The sequence below is a fragment of the Deltaproteobacteria bacterium genome, from assembly GCA_016218975.1.
In the GTDB taxonomy this organism is placed as follows: domain Bacteria; phylum Desulfobacterota; class Deferrimicrobia; order Deferrimicrobiales; family Deferrimicrobiaceae; genus JAENIX01.
In genome coordinates, this window is the sequence record JACRCO010000069.1 from 39,550 (window position 1) to 54,964 (window position 15,415).

The 15,415-nt window shown below is 64.4% G+C and carries 16 protein-coding genes; 3 read left to right on the forward strand and 13 right to left on the reverse strand.

Going from position 1 to position 15,415, the window contains the following annotated elements; genetic code table 11:
- Nucleotides 1-7 precede the first annotated feature (7 nt).
- Both HY896_09475 and HY896_09480 read left to right on the forward strand, forming a co-directional pair.
- Nucleotides 8-1,876 (forward strand): LysM peptidoglycan-binding domain-containing protein, encoded by a 1,869-nt coding sequence (locus HY896_09475; protein MBI5576575.1) that lies wholly within the window; start codon nt 8-10, stop codon nt 1,874-1,876.
- Nucleotide 1,877: 1 nt separating this feature from the next.
- Complete coding sequence (locus tag HY896_09480) at nt 1,878-3,038, forward strand: aminotransferase class V-fold PLP-dependent enzyme (GenBank protein MBI5576576.1); 1,161 nt, start codon at nt 1,878-1,880, stop codon at nt 3,036-3,038.
- Here the strand turns inward: HY896_09480 and rfaE2 are convergent.
- From rfaE2 to rplU, 11 genes are all read right to left on the reverse strand, one after another.
- The gene (rfaE2, locus tag HY896_09485; protein MBI5576577.1) at nt 3,019-3,492 is read right to left on the reverse strand and encodes a D-glycero-beta-D-manno-heptose 1-phosphate adenylyltransferase; all 474 of its coding nucleotides are present in this window, start codon (nt 3,490-3,492) and stop codon (nt 3,019-3,021) included. The two genes, HY896_09480 and rfaE2, sit on opposite strands and share 20 nt — an antisense overlap.
- Nucleotides 3,489-4,292, reverse strand: coding sequence for a carbon-nitrogen family hydrolase (locus HY896_09490; GenBank protein MBI5576578.1), 804 nt, complete (start codon nt 4,290-4,292; stop codon nt 3,489-3,491). The genes rfaE2 and HY896_09490 overlap by 4 nt, the downstream gene beginning before the upstream one ends.
- 21 nt (nt 4,293-4,313) lie before the next feature.
- Nucleotides 4,314-4,802, reverse strand: a complete 489-nt coding sequence (locus tag HY896_09495; GenBank protein ID MBI5576579.1) for a ComF family protein — start codon at nt 4,800-4,802, stop codon at nt 4,314-4,316.
- Between the two features lie 298 nt (nt 4,803-5,100).
- Nucleotides 5,101-6,432 carry a tetratricopeptide repeat protein gene (locus HY896_09500; GenBank protein MBI5576580.1) on the reverse strand — a complete coding sequence of 444 codons (1,332 nt, stop codon included), beginning with the start codon at nt 6,430-6,432 and terminating at the stop codon, nt 5,101-5,103.
- Between the two features lie 17 nt (nt 6,433-6,449).
- Nucleotides 6,450-6,800 carry a ribosome silencing factor gene (gene rsfS, locus HY896_09505; GenBank protein ID MBI5576581.1) on the reverse strand — a complete coding sequence of 117 codons (351 nt, stop codon included), beginning with the start codon at nt 6,798-6,800 and terminating at the stop codon, nt 6,450-6,452.
- Entirely contained in the window at nt 6,797-7,480 is a 684-nt protein-coding gene (gene nadD, locus HY896_09510) for a nicotinate (nicotinamide) nucleotide adenylyltransferase (GenBank protein MBI5576582.1), read from the reverse strand. The genes rsfS and nadD overlap by 4 nt, the downstream gene beginning before the upstream one ends.
- Nucleotides 7,481-8,740 (reverse strand): glutamate-5-semialdehyde dehydrogenase, encoded by a 1,260-nt coding sequence (locus HY896_09515; protein MBI5576583.1) that lies wholly within the window; start codon nt 8,738-8,740, stop codon nt 7,481-7,483.
- Nucleotides 8,740-9,924, reverse strand: coding sequence for a glutamate 5-kinase (gene proB / locus HY896_09520; protein MBI5576584.1), 1,185 nt, complete (start codon nt 9,922-9,924; stop codon nt 8,740-8,742). The genes HY896_09515 and proB overlap by 1 nt, the downstream gene beginning before the upstream one ends.
- A complete protein-coding gene (gene obgE, locus HY896_09525; GenBank protein ID MBI5576585.1) occupies nt 9,914-10,924 on the reverse strand; it encodes a GTPase ObgE in 1,011 nt (336 codons plus the stop codon). Before obgE ends, proB begins: the two co-directional genes overlap by 11 nt.
- A gap of 15 nt (nt 10,925-10,939) precedes the next feature.
- The gene (gene rpmA / locus HY896_09530; GenBank protein MBI5576586.1) at nt 10,940-11,197 is read right to left on the reverse strand and encodes a 50S ribosomal protein L27; all 258 of its coding nucleotides are present in this window, start codon (nt 11,195-11,197) and stop codon (nt 10,940-10,942) included.
- Nucleotides 11,198-11,224: 27 nt separating this feature from the next.
- On the reverse strand, nt 11,225-11,539 hold the full coding sequence (gene rplU, locus HY896_09535; GenBank protein MBI5576587.1) for a 50S ribosomal protein L21: 315 nt from the start codon (nt 11,537-11,539) through the stop codon (nt 11,225-11,227).
- A 133-nt stretch (nt 11,540-11,672) separates the two neighbouring features.
- Between rplU and HY896_09540 the strand changes: the two genes are divergently transcribed.
- Nucleotides 11,673-12,668 carry an NAD(P)-binding domain-containing protein gene (locus HY896_09540; GenBank protein ID MBI5576588.1) on the forward strand — a complete coding sequence of 332 codons (996 nt, stop codon included), beginning with the start codon at nt 11,673-11,675 and terminating at the stop codon, nt 12,666-12,668.
- Here the strand turns inward: HY896_09540 and HY896_09545 are convergent.
- A complete protein-coding gene (locus HY896_09545) occupies nt 12,663-14,198 on the reverse strand; it encodes a YifB family Mg chelatase-like AAA ATPase (protein ID MBI5576589.1) in 1,536 nt (511 codons plus the stop codon). The genes HY896_09540 and HY896_09545 overlap by 6 nt on opposite strands.
- A gap of 218 nt (nt 14,199-14,416) precedes the next feature.
- Nucleotides 14,417-15,409, reverse strand: coding sequence for a HEAT repeat domain-containing protein (locus HY896_09550; GenBank protein MBI5576590.1), 993 nt, complete (start codon nt 15,407-15,409; stop codon nt 14,417-14,419).
- Nucleotides 15,410-15,415: the final 6 nt, after the last annotated feature.

Genomic DNA, 15,415 nt, shown 5'->3' on the forward strand with positions numbered 1-15,415 from the left:
AGGTGGGGTGCGCAAGGGAAGATCATACCCGGGTTTCCTTGGAATTACCGTTCTTGCCCTCCTGATAACATTTACGGTATCCGGGGTCGCCGGAGAACCGCCGGCGCTTCAGGGATCGCAGGCGTCCAGCCCGGTTTCCCTGCCCCCATCGGCCCCTGCAACCAGGCCGGTCCCCCCGGACTTGAATACAAACGCGGTACAGTCTTCGAGCATTCAGGCGGCTCCGAAGGAATCGGCATCCTCCGCCCAACCGGCGGGTTCCCCTGCAGCGAGCGTCGAAACGCACTCCACCAAGCCCTTGCCGCTTCCCGTCTCTATCGTTTCCAACCCGAAACCTGTTCCCGTCCTTTCCGCGCCGGCGGAAGAAAAGGAACCGGACCGCGTCCTGTCGCACACTGAGGTAGACCACGAACTGGCAAAGGAGAAGGACGAAGGAAAAGCGGGGGACACGTCGGGATTCTTCGTCAGCGCCAAAGGGGAAACCGGGAACCAGGAGGAAGGTCTCTACGACGGCCTCATGGGCCGAATCGGAATGTGGATGCGCTATTTTCAGACCACCGGCAGGGGGAAATTCGAGCTGTACCTGACCAGGTCCGGAAAATACGCGGACATGATGCGGGGAATCCTGGCCAAGTACGGCATGCCGGGCGACCTCATATACCTCGCTCTCATCGAGAGCGGTTTTTCCCCGAAGGCCTATTCGGTGGCTAAGGCCGCGGGCCCCTGGCAGTTCATCGCCGAGACCGGCCGCCGGTACGGGCTGCGCATAGATTGGTGGACCGACGAACGACGGGACTACGAAAAATCTACCCACGCCGCCGCTTCGTACCTGAAGGAGTTGTACGACATGTTCGACTCCTGGCCGCTGGCCACCGCCGCGTACAACGCGGGGGAAGGGAAGATCCTCCGTGCGGTGAACCGTTACAATTCCGCCGATTTCGTGGAGTTGATCCGCCACCGTTACCTGAAGCAGGAAACGAAGGATTACGTTCCGAAGATGATAGCCGCCCTGACGATCGCCAAGGAGCCGGAGAAATTCGGGTTCGGGGACGTGAAGTACGAGGCGCCGCTGGAGTTCGACAAGGCCACCGTTCCCGGCGGAACGGGGCTCGCGGCCCTGGGCAAGGTGATCGGCGTCCCCTACGAATCGCTGCGCGAGTGGAATCCCGAGCTTCGGCGGTTTTGCACCCCCCCCAACCGGGAGACTTACGAGCTTCGTCTTCCCAAGGGATACGGAAGAATCGTCGAGGAGCGGATGGAGGAGATCCGGGCGAACACACGGGTGACGTTCCTGCTCCACTCGGTAAAGAAGGGAGAAACGCTATCCTCCCTCGCCGAAAGGTACCAGACTCCGGCATCCACCCTCCAGGAACTGAACGGGATGAAGAAGCCCGGCCTGGGGCGCAATGCGCGCATCATCATCCCCGTGGTGGGACTGTCCCAGGAGGAAGCCGTTCCGGGTAAGGAGGTCTCAGCGCAGCAGGTGGAAGCGGCGTTCAAGCGGCTGGATGACGGGACCCGGAAGAGCCGTATCGTAAAGGTAAGGAAAGGGGAGTCCCTGAAGGCCGTCGCGAACCGGGCGGGCGTTTCCGTCGATGATCTTGCCGAGGCGAACGGCTTGAGCGTAAAGAGCCGCGTGAAGGCGGGCAGGAAACTTAAAGTTCCGGGCGGCGGCGTCATCGTGGCGAAGAAAGGATCCGCCGCGGAGCATGACGGAAAGAAGGAGATGCGGCACGTGGTTCGGCGCGGCGACACCCTTTCGAGGATCTCAAGGGTTTACGGCGTTTCCCTCGAAAAACTGAGCGAGAAAAACAGCATGAAACATGGGCAGGTTCTGGTCCCGGGGCGCGTCCTGCTCATACCGGTAGGGTCTTAAGATTTTCGATCCTCGCGCTTTTCTTTACCTCGACAACGCGGCGACTTCCCTTCCGAAACCACGGGGGGTGGCGGATGCCGTCCGCAATGCGATTCTGCGGGCGGGAAACCCGGGGCGTTCGGCCCACGCCCTGTCGATCCGTTCCGCGCGCGACCTGTTCGAGGCGCGCGAAAGGGTTGCCCGCTTCTTCGGCGCCACCGACAGTTCCCGATTCGTATTCACCGAAAACGCAACAACGGCGCTGAACATCGCGATCAAGGGGATCTTAAGGCCCGGCGACCACGCGGTGACTACTTCCGTCGAACACAATTCGGTGATGCGACCCTTAAGGAGGATGGAAGACGGGGGGGTGTCGGTGACGGTTGTGCAGGCGGGACGCGACGGTTCGGTCGACGCGAAGGCGGTCCTGTCCGCCGTCCGGCGGAACACGCGGCTGATTGCGATGGTCCATGCGTCCAACGTTTCCGGGGCGATTCAACCCGTCGGCGAAATCGCGCGCAAGGCGCGCCGTCTTGGCGTGTACACGCTGGTCGACGCGGCCCAGACGGCGGGCTCGCTGCCGATCGACCTCGCGGACCTTCCGGCGGATCTCGTTGCCGCTCCGGGTCACAAGGGACTCCTGGGGCCCCAGGGGACGGGATTCCTGTACGTCCGCGACAGGGTACCTCTCGTGCCTCTTATCGAGGGCGGGACGGGAAGCCGCTCCGAGAACGACCGCCAACCGGATTTTTTCCCCGACGCGCTCGAATCGGGAACGCAGAACAGCGTGGGGGTGGCGGGACTTGCCGTTTCCCTTTCCTGGCTTCTGCGCAGGGGGGTGGAGGACATCCGGAAGAAGGAGGCGGGACTGCTGGCGCAGGCGATCGAAGGCCTGGAGCGCATCCCGCGCGTGACCGTATTCGGACCGAAGGACCCGGCGCGGTGCGTGTCCGTGCTTTCATTCCTGGTGGAGGGGATGGACCCCGCGGAAACGGGACGGCGGCTTGAGAAGGACTTCGGCATTCTCGTTCGGGCGGGGTTGCACTGCTCCCCCAATACTCACCGGACGATGGGAACGTTTCCGGAAGGCACGGTGCGCGTGAGCCCCGGGCCGTTCACGACCCGGCGGGAGATTGCGCGTTTCCTCGCTGCGATGCGGAGGATCAGCGCTTCACGCCGATAAGGGACGCCCGACCGAGGATGGAGGTCGTCGAGCGCCCGGGGACGAAGCGCAGCGCCTTGACGCTGCCGCCACGCGAGCGGACGAACTCCGAGCCGACGATATCCTTTCCCTTCCAGTCGCCCCCCTTGACGAGGACGTCGGGCACGACACGGCGGATCAGGGCTTCCGGCGTATCCTCCCTGAATATCACGACGTAGGAGACGCAGGCGAGCGACGCCAGCACGTACGCGCGATCTTTCTCCCCCTGCACGGGCCGTCCTTCCCCTTTCAACCTTCTCACGGAGGCGTCCGTGTTGACGCCGACGACCAGCACGTCCCCCATTCCCGACGCCTGCCGAAGGTACCGCGCATGGCCTGCGTGAAGTATGTCGAAGCACCCGTTCGTGAATACGATCCGCTTTCCCTCGCGGCGCAGGCGCGAGAAGAAGGGGGCGACCTTACCCGAAGGGATTATTTTTTTTGACGGGTCGGCCGATAGGCGTGAACGTTCCTGTCCTGCGCGCACGGGATCCTCCTCCTGACCTTTTCTATCTCCGCAGGGTCGATCGTCGCCGTCGCCAGCCCTTCCTCCTCCCCGCAGGCGGCCAATTGCGCGCCCCAGGGAGACACGATCATCGATCCCCCCGCGAACCGGAAGTCCCCCGATCGTTCGACGGCGTTGGAGGCGAGGACGAAGAGCTGGTTCTCCACAGCCCTCGCCGTGATCAACAGATCCCAATGGGCCTTTCGGATGGACGGCCACTGCGCGCTGACGCAAAAGAGAGACGCCCCTTCCAGGAAATATTTTCGCGACAGCTCGGGGAACCGCAGGTCGTAGCATATGAGGGGACCGACGCTCCCGACAGCGGTCTCGACGACGCGGGCGCCGGTCCCTTTCAGGAAGTGCAGGTGCTCGCCTGAAGGCTGGAACAGGTGGGCCTTCCGGTATTTACCTGCGATCGTGCCGTCGCGGTCGATCGTGTACAGCGTGTTGTACACGGATCCGCCTTTCCTCTCGGGGAGGGAACCGGCAATAGCCATGCGATGCCCCGATGCAAATGCGCGAAGCCTTTTCAGCATTCCGGGAGTGGTGGATGAGAGCGCAACCAGCCTGTCGTAGGCGAAACCGGTGCTCCACATCTCCGGCAGTACGCAGAGTGCCGCCCCGCTTGCGGCGGCTTTCCCGAGAAGGGCGAAGGCGCGCGCGGTGTTGGCGTCCACGTTTCCCATGTCGATGCGGAACTGTACGACGGACGCCTGGAACGGTCGGGTCATCTGCTCTCCGGATTCGTGTATTCAGGGGACGGCGCGGGCCACCGTCAGCACCACTATATTCTTCGCCCCCGCGGTTTTCAAGGCGCGCGCGGCTTCCCTGGCCGTGGCCCCGGATGTGTAGACGTCGTCCAGCAGCAGGACGTCGCCGGGCGCTGCAATTCCCTCAGGAACCAGGAAGGCGCCGCGGACGTTTTCCTCCCTGACTTTGATTTTCAGCCCCGCCTGGGGGCGGTTGCCGCCGGACCGCCTGAGTGCCCCGGGATCGAACTGCCACCTCGCACGCCGCGAAAGGGCCGCACCGACGAGCGCGGGCAGGTTGAATCCGCGCCGGAAATATTTGAGCGGCCGGATCGGTACCGGGACGACGGACGGCCGGAAGCCGTCCGGAAAGCGGTCGGCCCACTTTCCACGGATCGCCTCGAACAGCCGGTCAGCCAGCGCTTCCGCGGGCAGGAAGCGGCGGGCGTACTTCGCCCCGCGTATCCCTTCGCGGACATGTCCTTCATACACGAACAGGGAACGGGCGAAAAGGAACGGGGGTGGAACGGGGCAGGACCGGCAGGCAGGGGGCTTGTTTTCCGGCCAACCGCCGTGGCGCAGGAATTCGCCGCACGAGGGGCATTCGTCCCCGGCCCACGCGGGCCACCCGCGAACGTCCGCGCGGGAAAAACCGCCTCGCAGGAGGGGAACCAGCGCGTTGAAGTTGCGTATTTCCGCAAGGAATCCACGGAGGGCACGACGGGGAAACGTCTCGCGCAGCCGGTCCGAATCCGCTGCAGCGGAGGCTTGGAGAGAAAAGCGTGCTAAATCAGCGGATGGAAGCCGGGATTGCGTACTCCCGGCTGCCGTGGTCGATGGCGTACCCGTTCCAGGTTCCGCATGCGGCGCAGCGAGGCGCCCACTTGATGGTGCCTTTGCCGCATTTCGAACAGCGGAATGGGATAAGATAGCGCCGCTTGTAGGCAAAGGCGCGCTGGTAGTGCTGGCAGGCGGGTTCATATCGGCCCCTCCGCCGGAACGCCTCCGCGAGGAGGATGTGCACCGACTCCCGCTCCGGCTCCAGCGACTCCGCCTTCAACAACTGTTCCACCGCCTCGTCGTTCATCTCGAGACGCAGGAAGAATTTTCCCATGAACAGGTTGGCGTCGAAGTCGGACGGGATCTCCTGGAGCAGCTCTGTGTAGACGGCGATCACGGACTGTGGATTCACCGTCTCGACGCCCAGGTCCTCGAGCTTGATGAGGAAGACCGCGTTGTGCGTGGCCCGGTAGCCCTTGATGAGCAGGTCGGTGGCTTCCTCGAGGTTTCCGCGCGACCGCTTGTGCTCGGAAAGGGCGATGTACGAGGGGGAGAATTGCGGCTGCTCCTTGATAAGGTCCCGCAGTCGCCGTTCCGCGTCGTCGGTCTTCCCTTCGGCCATACGTACCACGGCCTTCTCGTAACGGAGAGCGATGAAAAGATCCTGGTCCGCTGCGGACGCGGACTTCCCGTTCCGTTTCATGATCTTCTTCTGCATCGCGTACGCCGGAACCATTTCGTTGCGGAGAATGTGGATGTCCCGCAGTCCCTCCCAGGCGCGGGGGTTTTCCCCCTCGCTGTCCTCTATGGTTTCAAGGAGGGAAAGGGCGTTGTCCAGGTCGTTCATCCGCCGGTAAAGCGCGGCAAGACGGAAGAAGACGGAGAGGTCCGAGGGATCGATCTGCTTCAGACGGGTCAGCGCCTTCACCGCTTCGAGCGAATTTCCCCGTTCCGTCTCCACCGCGGAGAGAAGCTCGAGGGCTTCGCGGTCGTCCGGATTGACGGACAGGCTGCGCTCCAGCTCCTTTACCGCTTCGTCGAGCATCCCCCTCCTGTGGAAGTCCTGCGCCTTGGCCACCCGGGCGCGGGCCGCCTCCTTGCGCTGCTTTTCCCTGCGCTCCTTCCAGTTCTTCGACGCGAGGGTGACGTCCTTGACCAGCGTGCCCAGGATGACGAGCGCCGCTCCGAGCGAGAAGGAGAGGATGGCGAGCTCGCTTACGCTCACCTCCGCCATGCGCGTGGCGGAGAAGAAGAACTGGATATGCTGGCCGTTAAGGAGGGAAATGTAGGTGAATCCCACCAGGATGATGACGAAAAGCAGGAAGAGCAGGCGGACGGCCATGCAGGGTCCCTCCGGGGTTATGGCTCCTCTGGGAGGGGGATCTCAGGGGCCGATCCCCACAACCGGTCGAAGTTGTAGAAATCCCTCACGCTGGAAAGAAATACATGCACCACGAAATCGCCGTAGTCGAGCAGGGCCCACCGCCCCTCGCGGATCCCCTCCAGCCCCAGCGGCCGGACTCCTTCTTTTTTAAGCGACTCCTCGATGTGATGGGCGACGGCGGCGACCTGCCGGTCGGACGTTCCCGAGCAAAGGAGGAAGTAATCGGTGAAGGAGGCCCACTCCCGTACGTCCAGTGCGCGGATGTCGGCGGCCTTCTTTTCCCGGGCGAGCCGCGCGCACCGGAGCAGCGTTTCCCTTGTCCCTATGACCGTCTTCCCTCCCCAGGATCGAGGTAAAGCCCATGGTCGTAAATATACCGTTCCACATCCGGCGGGACGAGTCCCCGGATGCACTTGCCCGTCCGAACTTTCTCCCGGATGGAGCTCGAGGAAATCTCCAGGGCCGGCAGCGACGGACAGAACAGCCGTCTTCCGCCGGCGATGCGGTAACTTTTCCCCTTCCAACTATAGCAATGAGGCTCCTCTTTTTCAATACGGACCCCGGCCGGGGAAGCGGGCTCGGCGTCGGAGCCCGGGCGGGGAAGAAGTATGAAATCGCAAGCGGAAAGGAGTTCCTCGTACCGGTGCCAGGTCGAGATCTCGGCGAAGGCGTCGGCGCCGATGATGAAAATGAATTCGGAGGAAGGGGAGTCGCGCCGGAAGTCCATGACCGTCAACAGGGAGTAGGAAGCCCCGCCGCGCCGGACCTCGACGTCGGAAACCTCCAACCCGGAGATGCCGGTTGTGGCGGCGGCGACCATCGCCAGCCGGTGGCGGTCCTCCGTAAGGGGCTGCTTCGGCTTGTGGGGCGGGCGGTGCGAAGGGAAGAGCACGACTCGGGGCAGCCCCAGCGCCTCCTTCACCTCCACCGCCATCCGCAGGTGCCCGTTGTGGACCGGGTCGAAGGTGCCGCCGAAGAGCGCGACCGATGTCGCCCCGGGGTTCACTTATTCCCGGACCTGGCCGTCCCCGAATGCGACGAACTTAGTCGTGGTCAGCTCTTCGAGGCCCATCGGGCCGAAGGCGTGGATCTTGGTTGTGCTGATCCCGATCTCCGCGCCCAGGCCGAGCTGGAACCCGTCGTTGAACCGGGTGGATGCGTTTACGAGCACCAGGGAAGAGTCCACCTCGCGAACGAACCGCATCGCCCTTGCGTGGTCCTTCGTGAGGATCGCCTCGGTATGCAGCGACCCGTAGCGGCGGATATGCTCCATCGCCGCATCCATCGACGGTACCACCCGGACGGCCAGGATCAGGTCCAGGTATTCCGTCCCCCAGTCGTTTTCCGTTGCGGGTTTCGCGCCGGGCACCAGACGCACCGTTTCGGGGCATCCGCGGATTTCGACGCCTCTCTTCGCAAGCTCGGCCGCGATTTCCGGGAGAAACCGCGGGGCCGCCTTCTCGTGAACGAGGAGCGTTTCCATGGCGTTGCAGACGCCCGGGCGCTGGACCTTGGCGTTGACGCAGATAGAGACCGCCTGCGCGAAGTCGGCGTTCTCGTCGACGAAAATGTGGCAGACTCCCTTGTAGTGCTTGATCACCGGGATACGGGATTTCTCCGCCACGCTTCGGATGAGCCCCTCCCCCCCGCGCGGGATGATAAGGTCGATGTATTCCTCGGCCGCGAGCATGACGTCGATCGCCGACCGGTCCGTCCGCCCGATGACCGACACCGCGTCCGCCGGCAGGCCGCTCGCCGAGAGCGCATCGCGCAGGATCTGCGCGATGGACGTATTGGAATGGATGGCCTCCGACCCTCCGCGAAGAACCACGGAGTTCCCCGACTTTACGCACAAAGCCGCCGCGTCCGCCGTCACGTTCGGCCGGGACTCGTAAATGATCCCCACGACGCCCAGCGGTATGCGCATCCTGCCGACCAGCAGGCCGTTGGGCCGCCGCCACATCCGAAGGACTTCGCCGACCGGGTCTGGCAGGGCTATCACTTCCTCGATCCCGTCCGCCATCTGACCGATCCGCGCGTCGGTGAGCAGGAGACGGTCGAGCATCGCGGCGGAAAGCCCCTTCGCCTTTCCGGCGGCCATGTCCTTTCCGTTCTCGTTCTTAAGCCACTCCGACCGCTCGCGAAGCCCCATCGCCATTCCGGCGAGCGCCGCGTTCTTCGCGGAGGCGGACGCGCGCGCCAGTCCGGCCGCCGCAGCCTTCGCCTGGCGACAGGTTGCTTCTACGCTTTCCTTAATCGAAGTCATCAAATGCGCTCCTGTTTCGCTGCGCCGTCGCGCAAAATGGTGAGGTTGTCGCGGTGTACCACTTCCGACGGGGTCTCCTGCCCGAGGATCGCCCTGACCTCCGCGCTCTTCCGGCCCATGCCCCTGTCCACATCTTCGCGTGACCAGGAGGAGATCCCCCGTGCGAAGACCCGGCCTTTCCGGTCGCCGATGGACACCGTGTCGCCCTTCCTGAACGTGCCGACGGCTCCCAGGATCCCGGCGGGAAGCAGGCTCTTCCCTCCATGCAGGAGCACTTTCCTCGCCCCGTCGTCCACGATAATCGTCCCGTGCGTCTGCCGCGCGTGCGCGATCCACATCTTTCGGCTGGGCGCCCGTGAAGTCCCGCGCGGCAGGATCAGGGTGCCGGTGTCTTTTCCTTCGAGGACGTCGATGATGGAGCGGCGGGACCGACCGTTCGCGATGGCTACCGGGGTTCCCCAGTCGGCGACGACGCGCGCCGCGAGCAGTTTCGATTTCATCCCGCCGGTGCCCACCTCCCCGCTGTGACTGCCGCCGGATACCTTGAGCAGCGAATCGTCGATCGCCGAGAGCAGGGGGATCCGCCTGGCGTCGGAGAAGCGGCGGGGGTCCTTCGTGCAAAGCCCGTCGCTGTCTGTCAGAAGCAGCAGCAGGTCCGCGCCCATCAATTGTGTCACCAGCGCGGCAAGGTGATCGTTGTCGCCCAGCCGGATCTCCTCCGTCGCCACCGTGTCGTTCTCGTTGACGATCGGGACGATGCCTCGGGAGAGCAGCGTCTCCATCGTGTTCTTCGCGTTCAGATACCGCTCCCTGTTTTCGAAGTCCTCGTGAGTGAGGAGGAGCTGCCCTACTTTCAGCCCCCGCCGCTCGAACGCCCGCTCGTATGCTCGCATCAGGGTGGTCTGCCCCACGGCGGCGGCGGCCTGCTTAAGAGCGATCGTCCTGGGGCGGTCGGCCATCCCGAGCTTCCTGCGGCCGGCGGCGATGGCGCCCGAGGTAACTACGACGACTTCCGTCCCCCGCTCGTCCCGGATCCGAGCCACCTGCTCCGCAAGGGAGCGGATCGTCGCGCCCCGCAGGCCCTGCGTGGCGTCGGTCAGCGTGCCGCTGCCCAGCTTGACGATGATCCGGCGCACCTTTCTCGAAGCGAGAAACGCGCTCCTGTCCGTCGTCTCAGTCCGCATCGCCCTTTCGTTCCTTTCTCAGCGCCGCAAGCCCGTCCAGCAGCGCCGTGATGCCGCTGCCGGTGGCGGCGGAAATATAATAGGCATCCCCCTCCGGTAAATTCAACAGCTCGCGGGCTTCCTTCGCGGATTCCCCGGCGCCCGTCACGTCCGTCTTGTTGAAGGCGAGAAGCGTCGGCCGCTGCGCCAGCTCCGGCCGAAATTTCTCCATCTCGTCGCGGACGATCCGATAGGCCTCCGCGATTTCTTCCGCGGAACGCGCGGAGTCCAGCACGTGGACGAGAGCTTCCGTTCTCTCGGCGTGCTTCAGGAAGCGGTGGCCGAGGCCCGCCCCTTTGTGGGCGCCCTCGATAAGCCCCGGCAGGTCGGCAACCACGAATTCCTCGTCCCTGTGCAGCACAACCCCAAGAACGGGAGACAGGGTGGTGAAGGGGTAATCGGCGATCTTCGGCCGCGCCCTCGAAATCCGCGATAGCAGGGTGGACTTCCCCGCGTTGGGAAGTCCCACAAGTCCGACGTTCGCTATCAGCTTGAGGGAAAGCCTGAGCTTCCGCTCCTCGCCCGGCCTGCCCGGATCCGCCCGGTCCGGCGCCTGGCGGGTCGAGGAGACGAAAACTGCGTTGCCGCGGCCTCCGCGCCCTCCCGTGGCGGCGACAAGCGTCTCACCCGGCTTCGTGAGATCGGCGATGAGATCGCCGTTCTCGTCGTCGTAGACGAGCGTGCCCGGGGGAACGGAAACGACCAGGTCGGGGGCGTTTTTCCCGTGCATGCATTTTCCCATGCCGTGCCGGCCGCGCTTCGCCTTGAAGATTTTCCGGTACCGGAAGTCGAGCAGGGTGGAAAGGTGAGGGCTGACCTGGAGGAGAACGTTTCCGCCGTTTCCGCCGTTTCCGCCGTCGGGGCCGCCCCGCGGGACGAACTTCTCCCTGCGGAAGCTTGAGCATCCCCGGCCGCCGTCACCCGCGCGAACGGTGATGGCGGCCTCGTCGATGAAATGCATGAAGGAGCAGGAGACTCAGGAAAGAGCGAGGACGGACACCTTCTTGCGGTCCTTGCCGAGTCTTTCGAACCGGACCGTGCCGTCGATCAGGGCGAACAGGGTGTGGTCCCTGCCGATGCCCACGTTCTCGCCGGGGTGCATCGGCGTTCCCCTCTGGCGGACGAGGATCGATCCCGCGGTGACGTATTGGCCGCCGCCCCGCTTCACGCCGAGCCGCTTGCTGTGGCTGTCACGCCCGTTCCGTGAGCTTCCGACACCTTTTTTATGCGCCATATTCCCTCGACCTTCCCCCCGGGGGGATCACCCCACCAGGATCTCCTGGACGGAGAGCTTGGTGAACGGCTGCCGGTGGCCCGCCTTCCGGGCGTATCCCTTGCGCCGCTTGTATTTGTAGATGACGATCTTTTTCCCCTTGCCGTCTCCAAGCGATGTGCAGACGACCTTCGCATTGGGGACGGTGGGAGTTCCCACGACCGTTCCGCTTTCGGAAGAGACGAGCAGCACGTCCGTCAGTTCGACGGTCGCGCCGGCCTCGACCGGCAGTTTCTCCACGCTTACGATTTCGCCGGGGGAAACGCGCAGCTGCTTCCCGCCGGACCTTACCACAGCGTACATTTCTCTACCCCCGTCATTCCGCAATCGGAATTGCATAATATAGAAGAGCCAAGTCCGCCTGTCAACTCCGAAAAGGCGCCGGACCGGTGGTATTATCTATATGCTGTCGATTTCTCCGGGGGAAACGAGCTGCGTGTCGAGGAACGTATTGATCGTCGGAGGAGGACCGGCCGGGCTTCTGCTTGCGTACCATCTGCGCGAGCAGGGGATAGATTACAAGGTGCTGGAGCGTGGAAAGATCGCCCAGTCGTGGAGATCGATGCGGCCGGGGATGGTGCTCCTGTCCCCCGCGGTACCCGGAACCGACTGGACTTCCCTGACACTCAAGCATCCTATCTGGGCGCTTCCCAGGACCCGGAGGCCGTTTCCGTCCCGTGAGGATTTCCTTTGTTACGTGGAAGCGTTCGCCCGCGAGAACGGCCTTAACGTTGCGGAGAACACCGCCGTCATGCGGGTGTCCGCGGAACCGGGAAAATTCATCGCATCGACAACCGGTGGGGAGGAATCCTGCCGGTTCCTCGTGCTGGCATCCGGGGCGTCGACCGAGCCGGCGTTCCCGGACGTCCCCGGGATCGGGAACAACCCGAGGGTTGTTCACTCCTGCGACTTCGTCAATTGCACCGCTTACGCGGGCAAACGCGTGCTTGTCGTGGGAGGGGGGAACTCCGCCGCGGAAATAGCGATCGACTTGGCCGGCACGGCGACAGTCACCATGTGCACCAGGGGGCCGATCCGCTATTTCAGCGAAACGGGGAACCTTGAGGACATCCGCGGGGCTTCGGAGAGCGTGCTGAAGGAACTGTTCAAGTTCGGGATAGTCCGCCTTCGCGAGGACGATCCCGTAGTTTCCGTCTCCTACCGCAGGATCAGCTACCGGGGCGGCGACGAACGCGAGTACGACTGGATCATGTGCGCGACGGGCTACCGGCCGAAGTGCATACCGCTGTCGGGCGGTGAACTGAGGGTCGACCCCGACGGTTACCCCGCGATCTCAAACGCCGGAGAGACCAGCGTCCCGGGACTGTACGCCTGCGGCTCGCTGGCACGCTTCAACCGGCGCTGCGCCTTCATCCACGGCTTCCGCAATTACGTGGAGAATGTGCTCTGGGACATCGCCGACCGGTTATAGCGCCGGCTCCGGTTCATTGGTTCGGGCGAAGTCGGGGAGGCGGAACTGGATCGCCTCCGCGATGTGGGGCAGCGCGACCGTTTTTTCCGCGGCTATGTCGGCGATCGTCCTTCCGATCCGTGCCACCTTGCAAATAGCCCTTCCGGAGAGTCCGAAACGGTCCGCGGCGCGGGTCAGAAGCGATCTCGCTTCCGGCGAAAGGTGGGACGCCAGTTCCGGGAAGGAAGCTCTCACCTCACCGTTGGTCCGGCGGGGACGACGGGCGTACCTCCTTTCCTGGATTTTCCGGCACCGCATCACGCGTTCACGCACCGCCGACGTCGGTTCTCCTTCACCGGAGCGGCACCAATCTGTTCCCGCCAGCGGGGGGACGGAAACCGCCAGATCTATCCGGTCAAGCAGCGGCCCCGAGAATTTCCCCGCGAATTGCGAGATCTGGTGAGGGGAACAGCGGCAGATCCGCCGGGAATGGCCGGCGTTTCCGCAGGGGCAGGGATTGGTCGCCGCGACGAGAAGGAAGCGGCAGGGGAATCTGTAGACGTTGCCCGCCCGGGCGATGCGGATCTCTCCGGATTCGATGGGCTGCCTGAGCGCTTCCCTGGCATCGCGACGGAACTCGGAAAACTCGTCGAGGAACAGCACACCGCCGTGGGCGAACGTGATCTCGCCCGGTCGGGGGGGATTGCCGCCGCCGATAAGTCCTGCGGGCGTTACCGTGTGGTGCGGCGCGCGAAAAGGCCGCCGCGCAATGAGGCGAGGCCAGGGAGGCTCGCCGGCCGCACTGTAGACCTGCGCCGTTTCCAGCGCCTCGCCGTCCGAAAAATCCGGAAGGATGCCCGGTATCCGTTCGGCGAGCATCGTCTTGCCGCACCCCGGCGTTCCGGCGAGGAGAAGCGCATGGCCGCCCGCCGCCGCGATCTCCAGGGCGCGCCGCGCCGTCGGCTGCCCGACGACGTCGCGCAGATCAGGTAATTCCCCTTCCGGGGGGACGGTCTCGGGCGCCGGGGAAGGGGGGCGAGAACCTCCACCCAGGACGGAGACCGCATCCCGCAGCGTTCCAGCCGCGATCACGTCGATGCCGGGGACGAGAATCGCTTCGGACGCATTGGAGGATGGGACCAGGAGCCCATCGAGGGAAAGCCGTTGCGCGAGGAGTCCCTGCGAAAGGACCCCCCGGACCGATTTGATGGATCCGTCGAGAGATAATTCCCCCGCGACGAGGTACTTGCCTATGGCTTCCGCCGGAAGCAATCCTTCAGCGCAAAGAATGGAAAGCGCGATGGGGAGGTCGAGCAGCGCGCTCTCCTTCCGCAGGTCGGCAGGCGCGAGGTTTATTGTCACCTTTCGACCGGGGAACGGGAACCCGGAGTTGCGGATGGCGGCGCGGATGCGGTCCCCGCTTTCGCGCACCGGCGTGCCGGGAAGCCCCACGATAGTGTAGGAGGGGAGGCCCTGCGAGATGTCGGTTTCCACTTCGACGGGGACGGCGTCGATTCCCATGAGCGTGGAAGCGCGGACGCGGACGAGCATGGCCCTCCTTTCCCTTGCCGGCGAAATCGACGATCATTAGGACAGAGCAGCAAATCCCGTACCGGGTTACCCGCAACAAGGTAATACGCCACAGGGCGCTCACGTGCCCGACATGCCTCACGGGGTACCCCCTGCGGCTTACGCGACATATTCCGGTCATTCCGGGTACGACAGGCGGAACCGTAAGGTCGGATTTTCGAACGGGGGCGGGGAAGGGGTCAGCGTTCGAGCATGTAATAGAATCCCGAAGGCTTGACGCGGTATCCCATTTTCTCGAGGAACGACTTGGCGAGCTCCCGGATCCCGCGGACCGGGTCGGAAAGGCAGCTCTCGAGCCGGCGCAGGGATTCGTGGTCCAGCATGAACGGCCCCCCCTTCCGCCTGGAAAGGCGGGTGACCCATTCCTGCAGTGCGAGAAAACGCACCCGCTCGTCCTGGTCGCCCAGGCCGGCATCGCTCCATTTGACGGATTCGCCCGAGAGCAGGAGACCCCGGAACGCCTCCACGCGCAGTTCGGGATCTTTCGTCGTGTCCCATACCTGCCGGAAGAGGGACATGGCCGCGGATGGGTCGGATTCGACGAGCCCCCGTATGGCGTAGAGTCTCACGAGGGGGTCTTCGTCCTTCACGCTCTCGATGAGAGGGATCGTCGCATCCGGCGTCCGCAGGCGCGCGAGCGCCTCGGCGCTCAATGCCCGCACCTCGGGCGAGGGGTCTCTGAAAAGCGCGGCGGTGAGATACGGAACGTACGCGAGCTTTCCCATGCGGCCCATTGCGCGGGCGCATTCCGCCCGGACGAGAGGGTTGGAATCGTTCTGGAGATGTTCCGTGAGGGCAGGTTGAGGGCCGGGAAATTTAAGCAGGCCGATCCCTTCGGCGGCGGCCCGCCGAACCGCCGGGGATGGATCGGAAGACAGCCGGCCGAGGAACACTTTATGCGCCTCGGAATCTCCGAGGATCGCAAGGGCGCCCAGGCTTCGCTGCCGTACCCTTTCGTGCGCATCCCCCGCCGCCATCGTTCTCAGGAATGGGATCGCTTCCTTGTCGCGGCTCCACATCACCTGCTCTATCCAGGGTATCCGGTCGCAGGAATCGGCGGCCGCCCTGCAGTTCGGGGGACGAGGCAGGACTGCGGAAGCGGAATTCGCGAACAGGCAAAGAATGGCGGATGCGGCAAGCGCCGGGGCGAATTTGAAGGAGCGTCGTTTCATACCGTC

Excerpts from the sequence above, each read along its gene's own strand:
- HY896_09500 (MBI5576580.1), bottom strand. The coding sequence starts at position 6,432 with ATGGCCGTCCGCCTGCTCTTCCTGCTTTTCGTCATCATCCTGGTGGGA.
- HY896_09490 (MBI5576578.1), bottom strand. The coding sequence starts at position 4,292 with ATGACCCGACCGTTCCAGGCGTCCGTCGTACAGTTCCGCATCGACATG.
- HY896_09550 (MBI5576590.1), bottom strand. The coding sequence starts at position 15,409 with ATGAAACGACGCTCCTTCAAATTCGCCCCGGCGCTTGCCGCATCCGCC.
- rplU (MBI5576587.1), bottom strand. The coding sequence starts at position 11,539 with ATGTACGCTGTGGTAAGGTCCGGCGGGAAGCAGCTGCGCGTTTCCCCC.
- rpmA (MBI5576586.1), bottom strand. The coding sequence starts at position 11,197 with ATGGCGCATAAAAAAGGTGTCGGAAGCTCACGGAACGGGCGTGACAGC.
- obgE (MBI5576585.1), bottom strand. The coding sequence starts at position 10,924 with ATGCATTTCATCGACGAGGCCGCCATCACCGTTCGCGCGGGTGACGGC.
- HY896_09515 (MBI5576583.1), bottom strand. The coding sequence starts at position 8,740 with ATGACTTCGATTAAGGAAAGCGTAGAAGCAACCTGTCGCCAGGCGAAG.
- proB (MBI5576584.1), bottom strand. The coding sequence starts at position 9,924 with ATGCGGACTGAGACGACGGACAGGAGCGCGTTTCTCGCTTCGAGAAAG.
- HY896_09545 (MBI5576589.1), bottom strand. The coding sequence starts at position 14,198 with ATGCTCGTCCGCGTCCGCGCTTCCACGCTCATGGGAATCGACGCCGTC.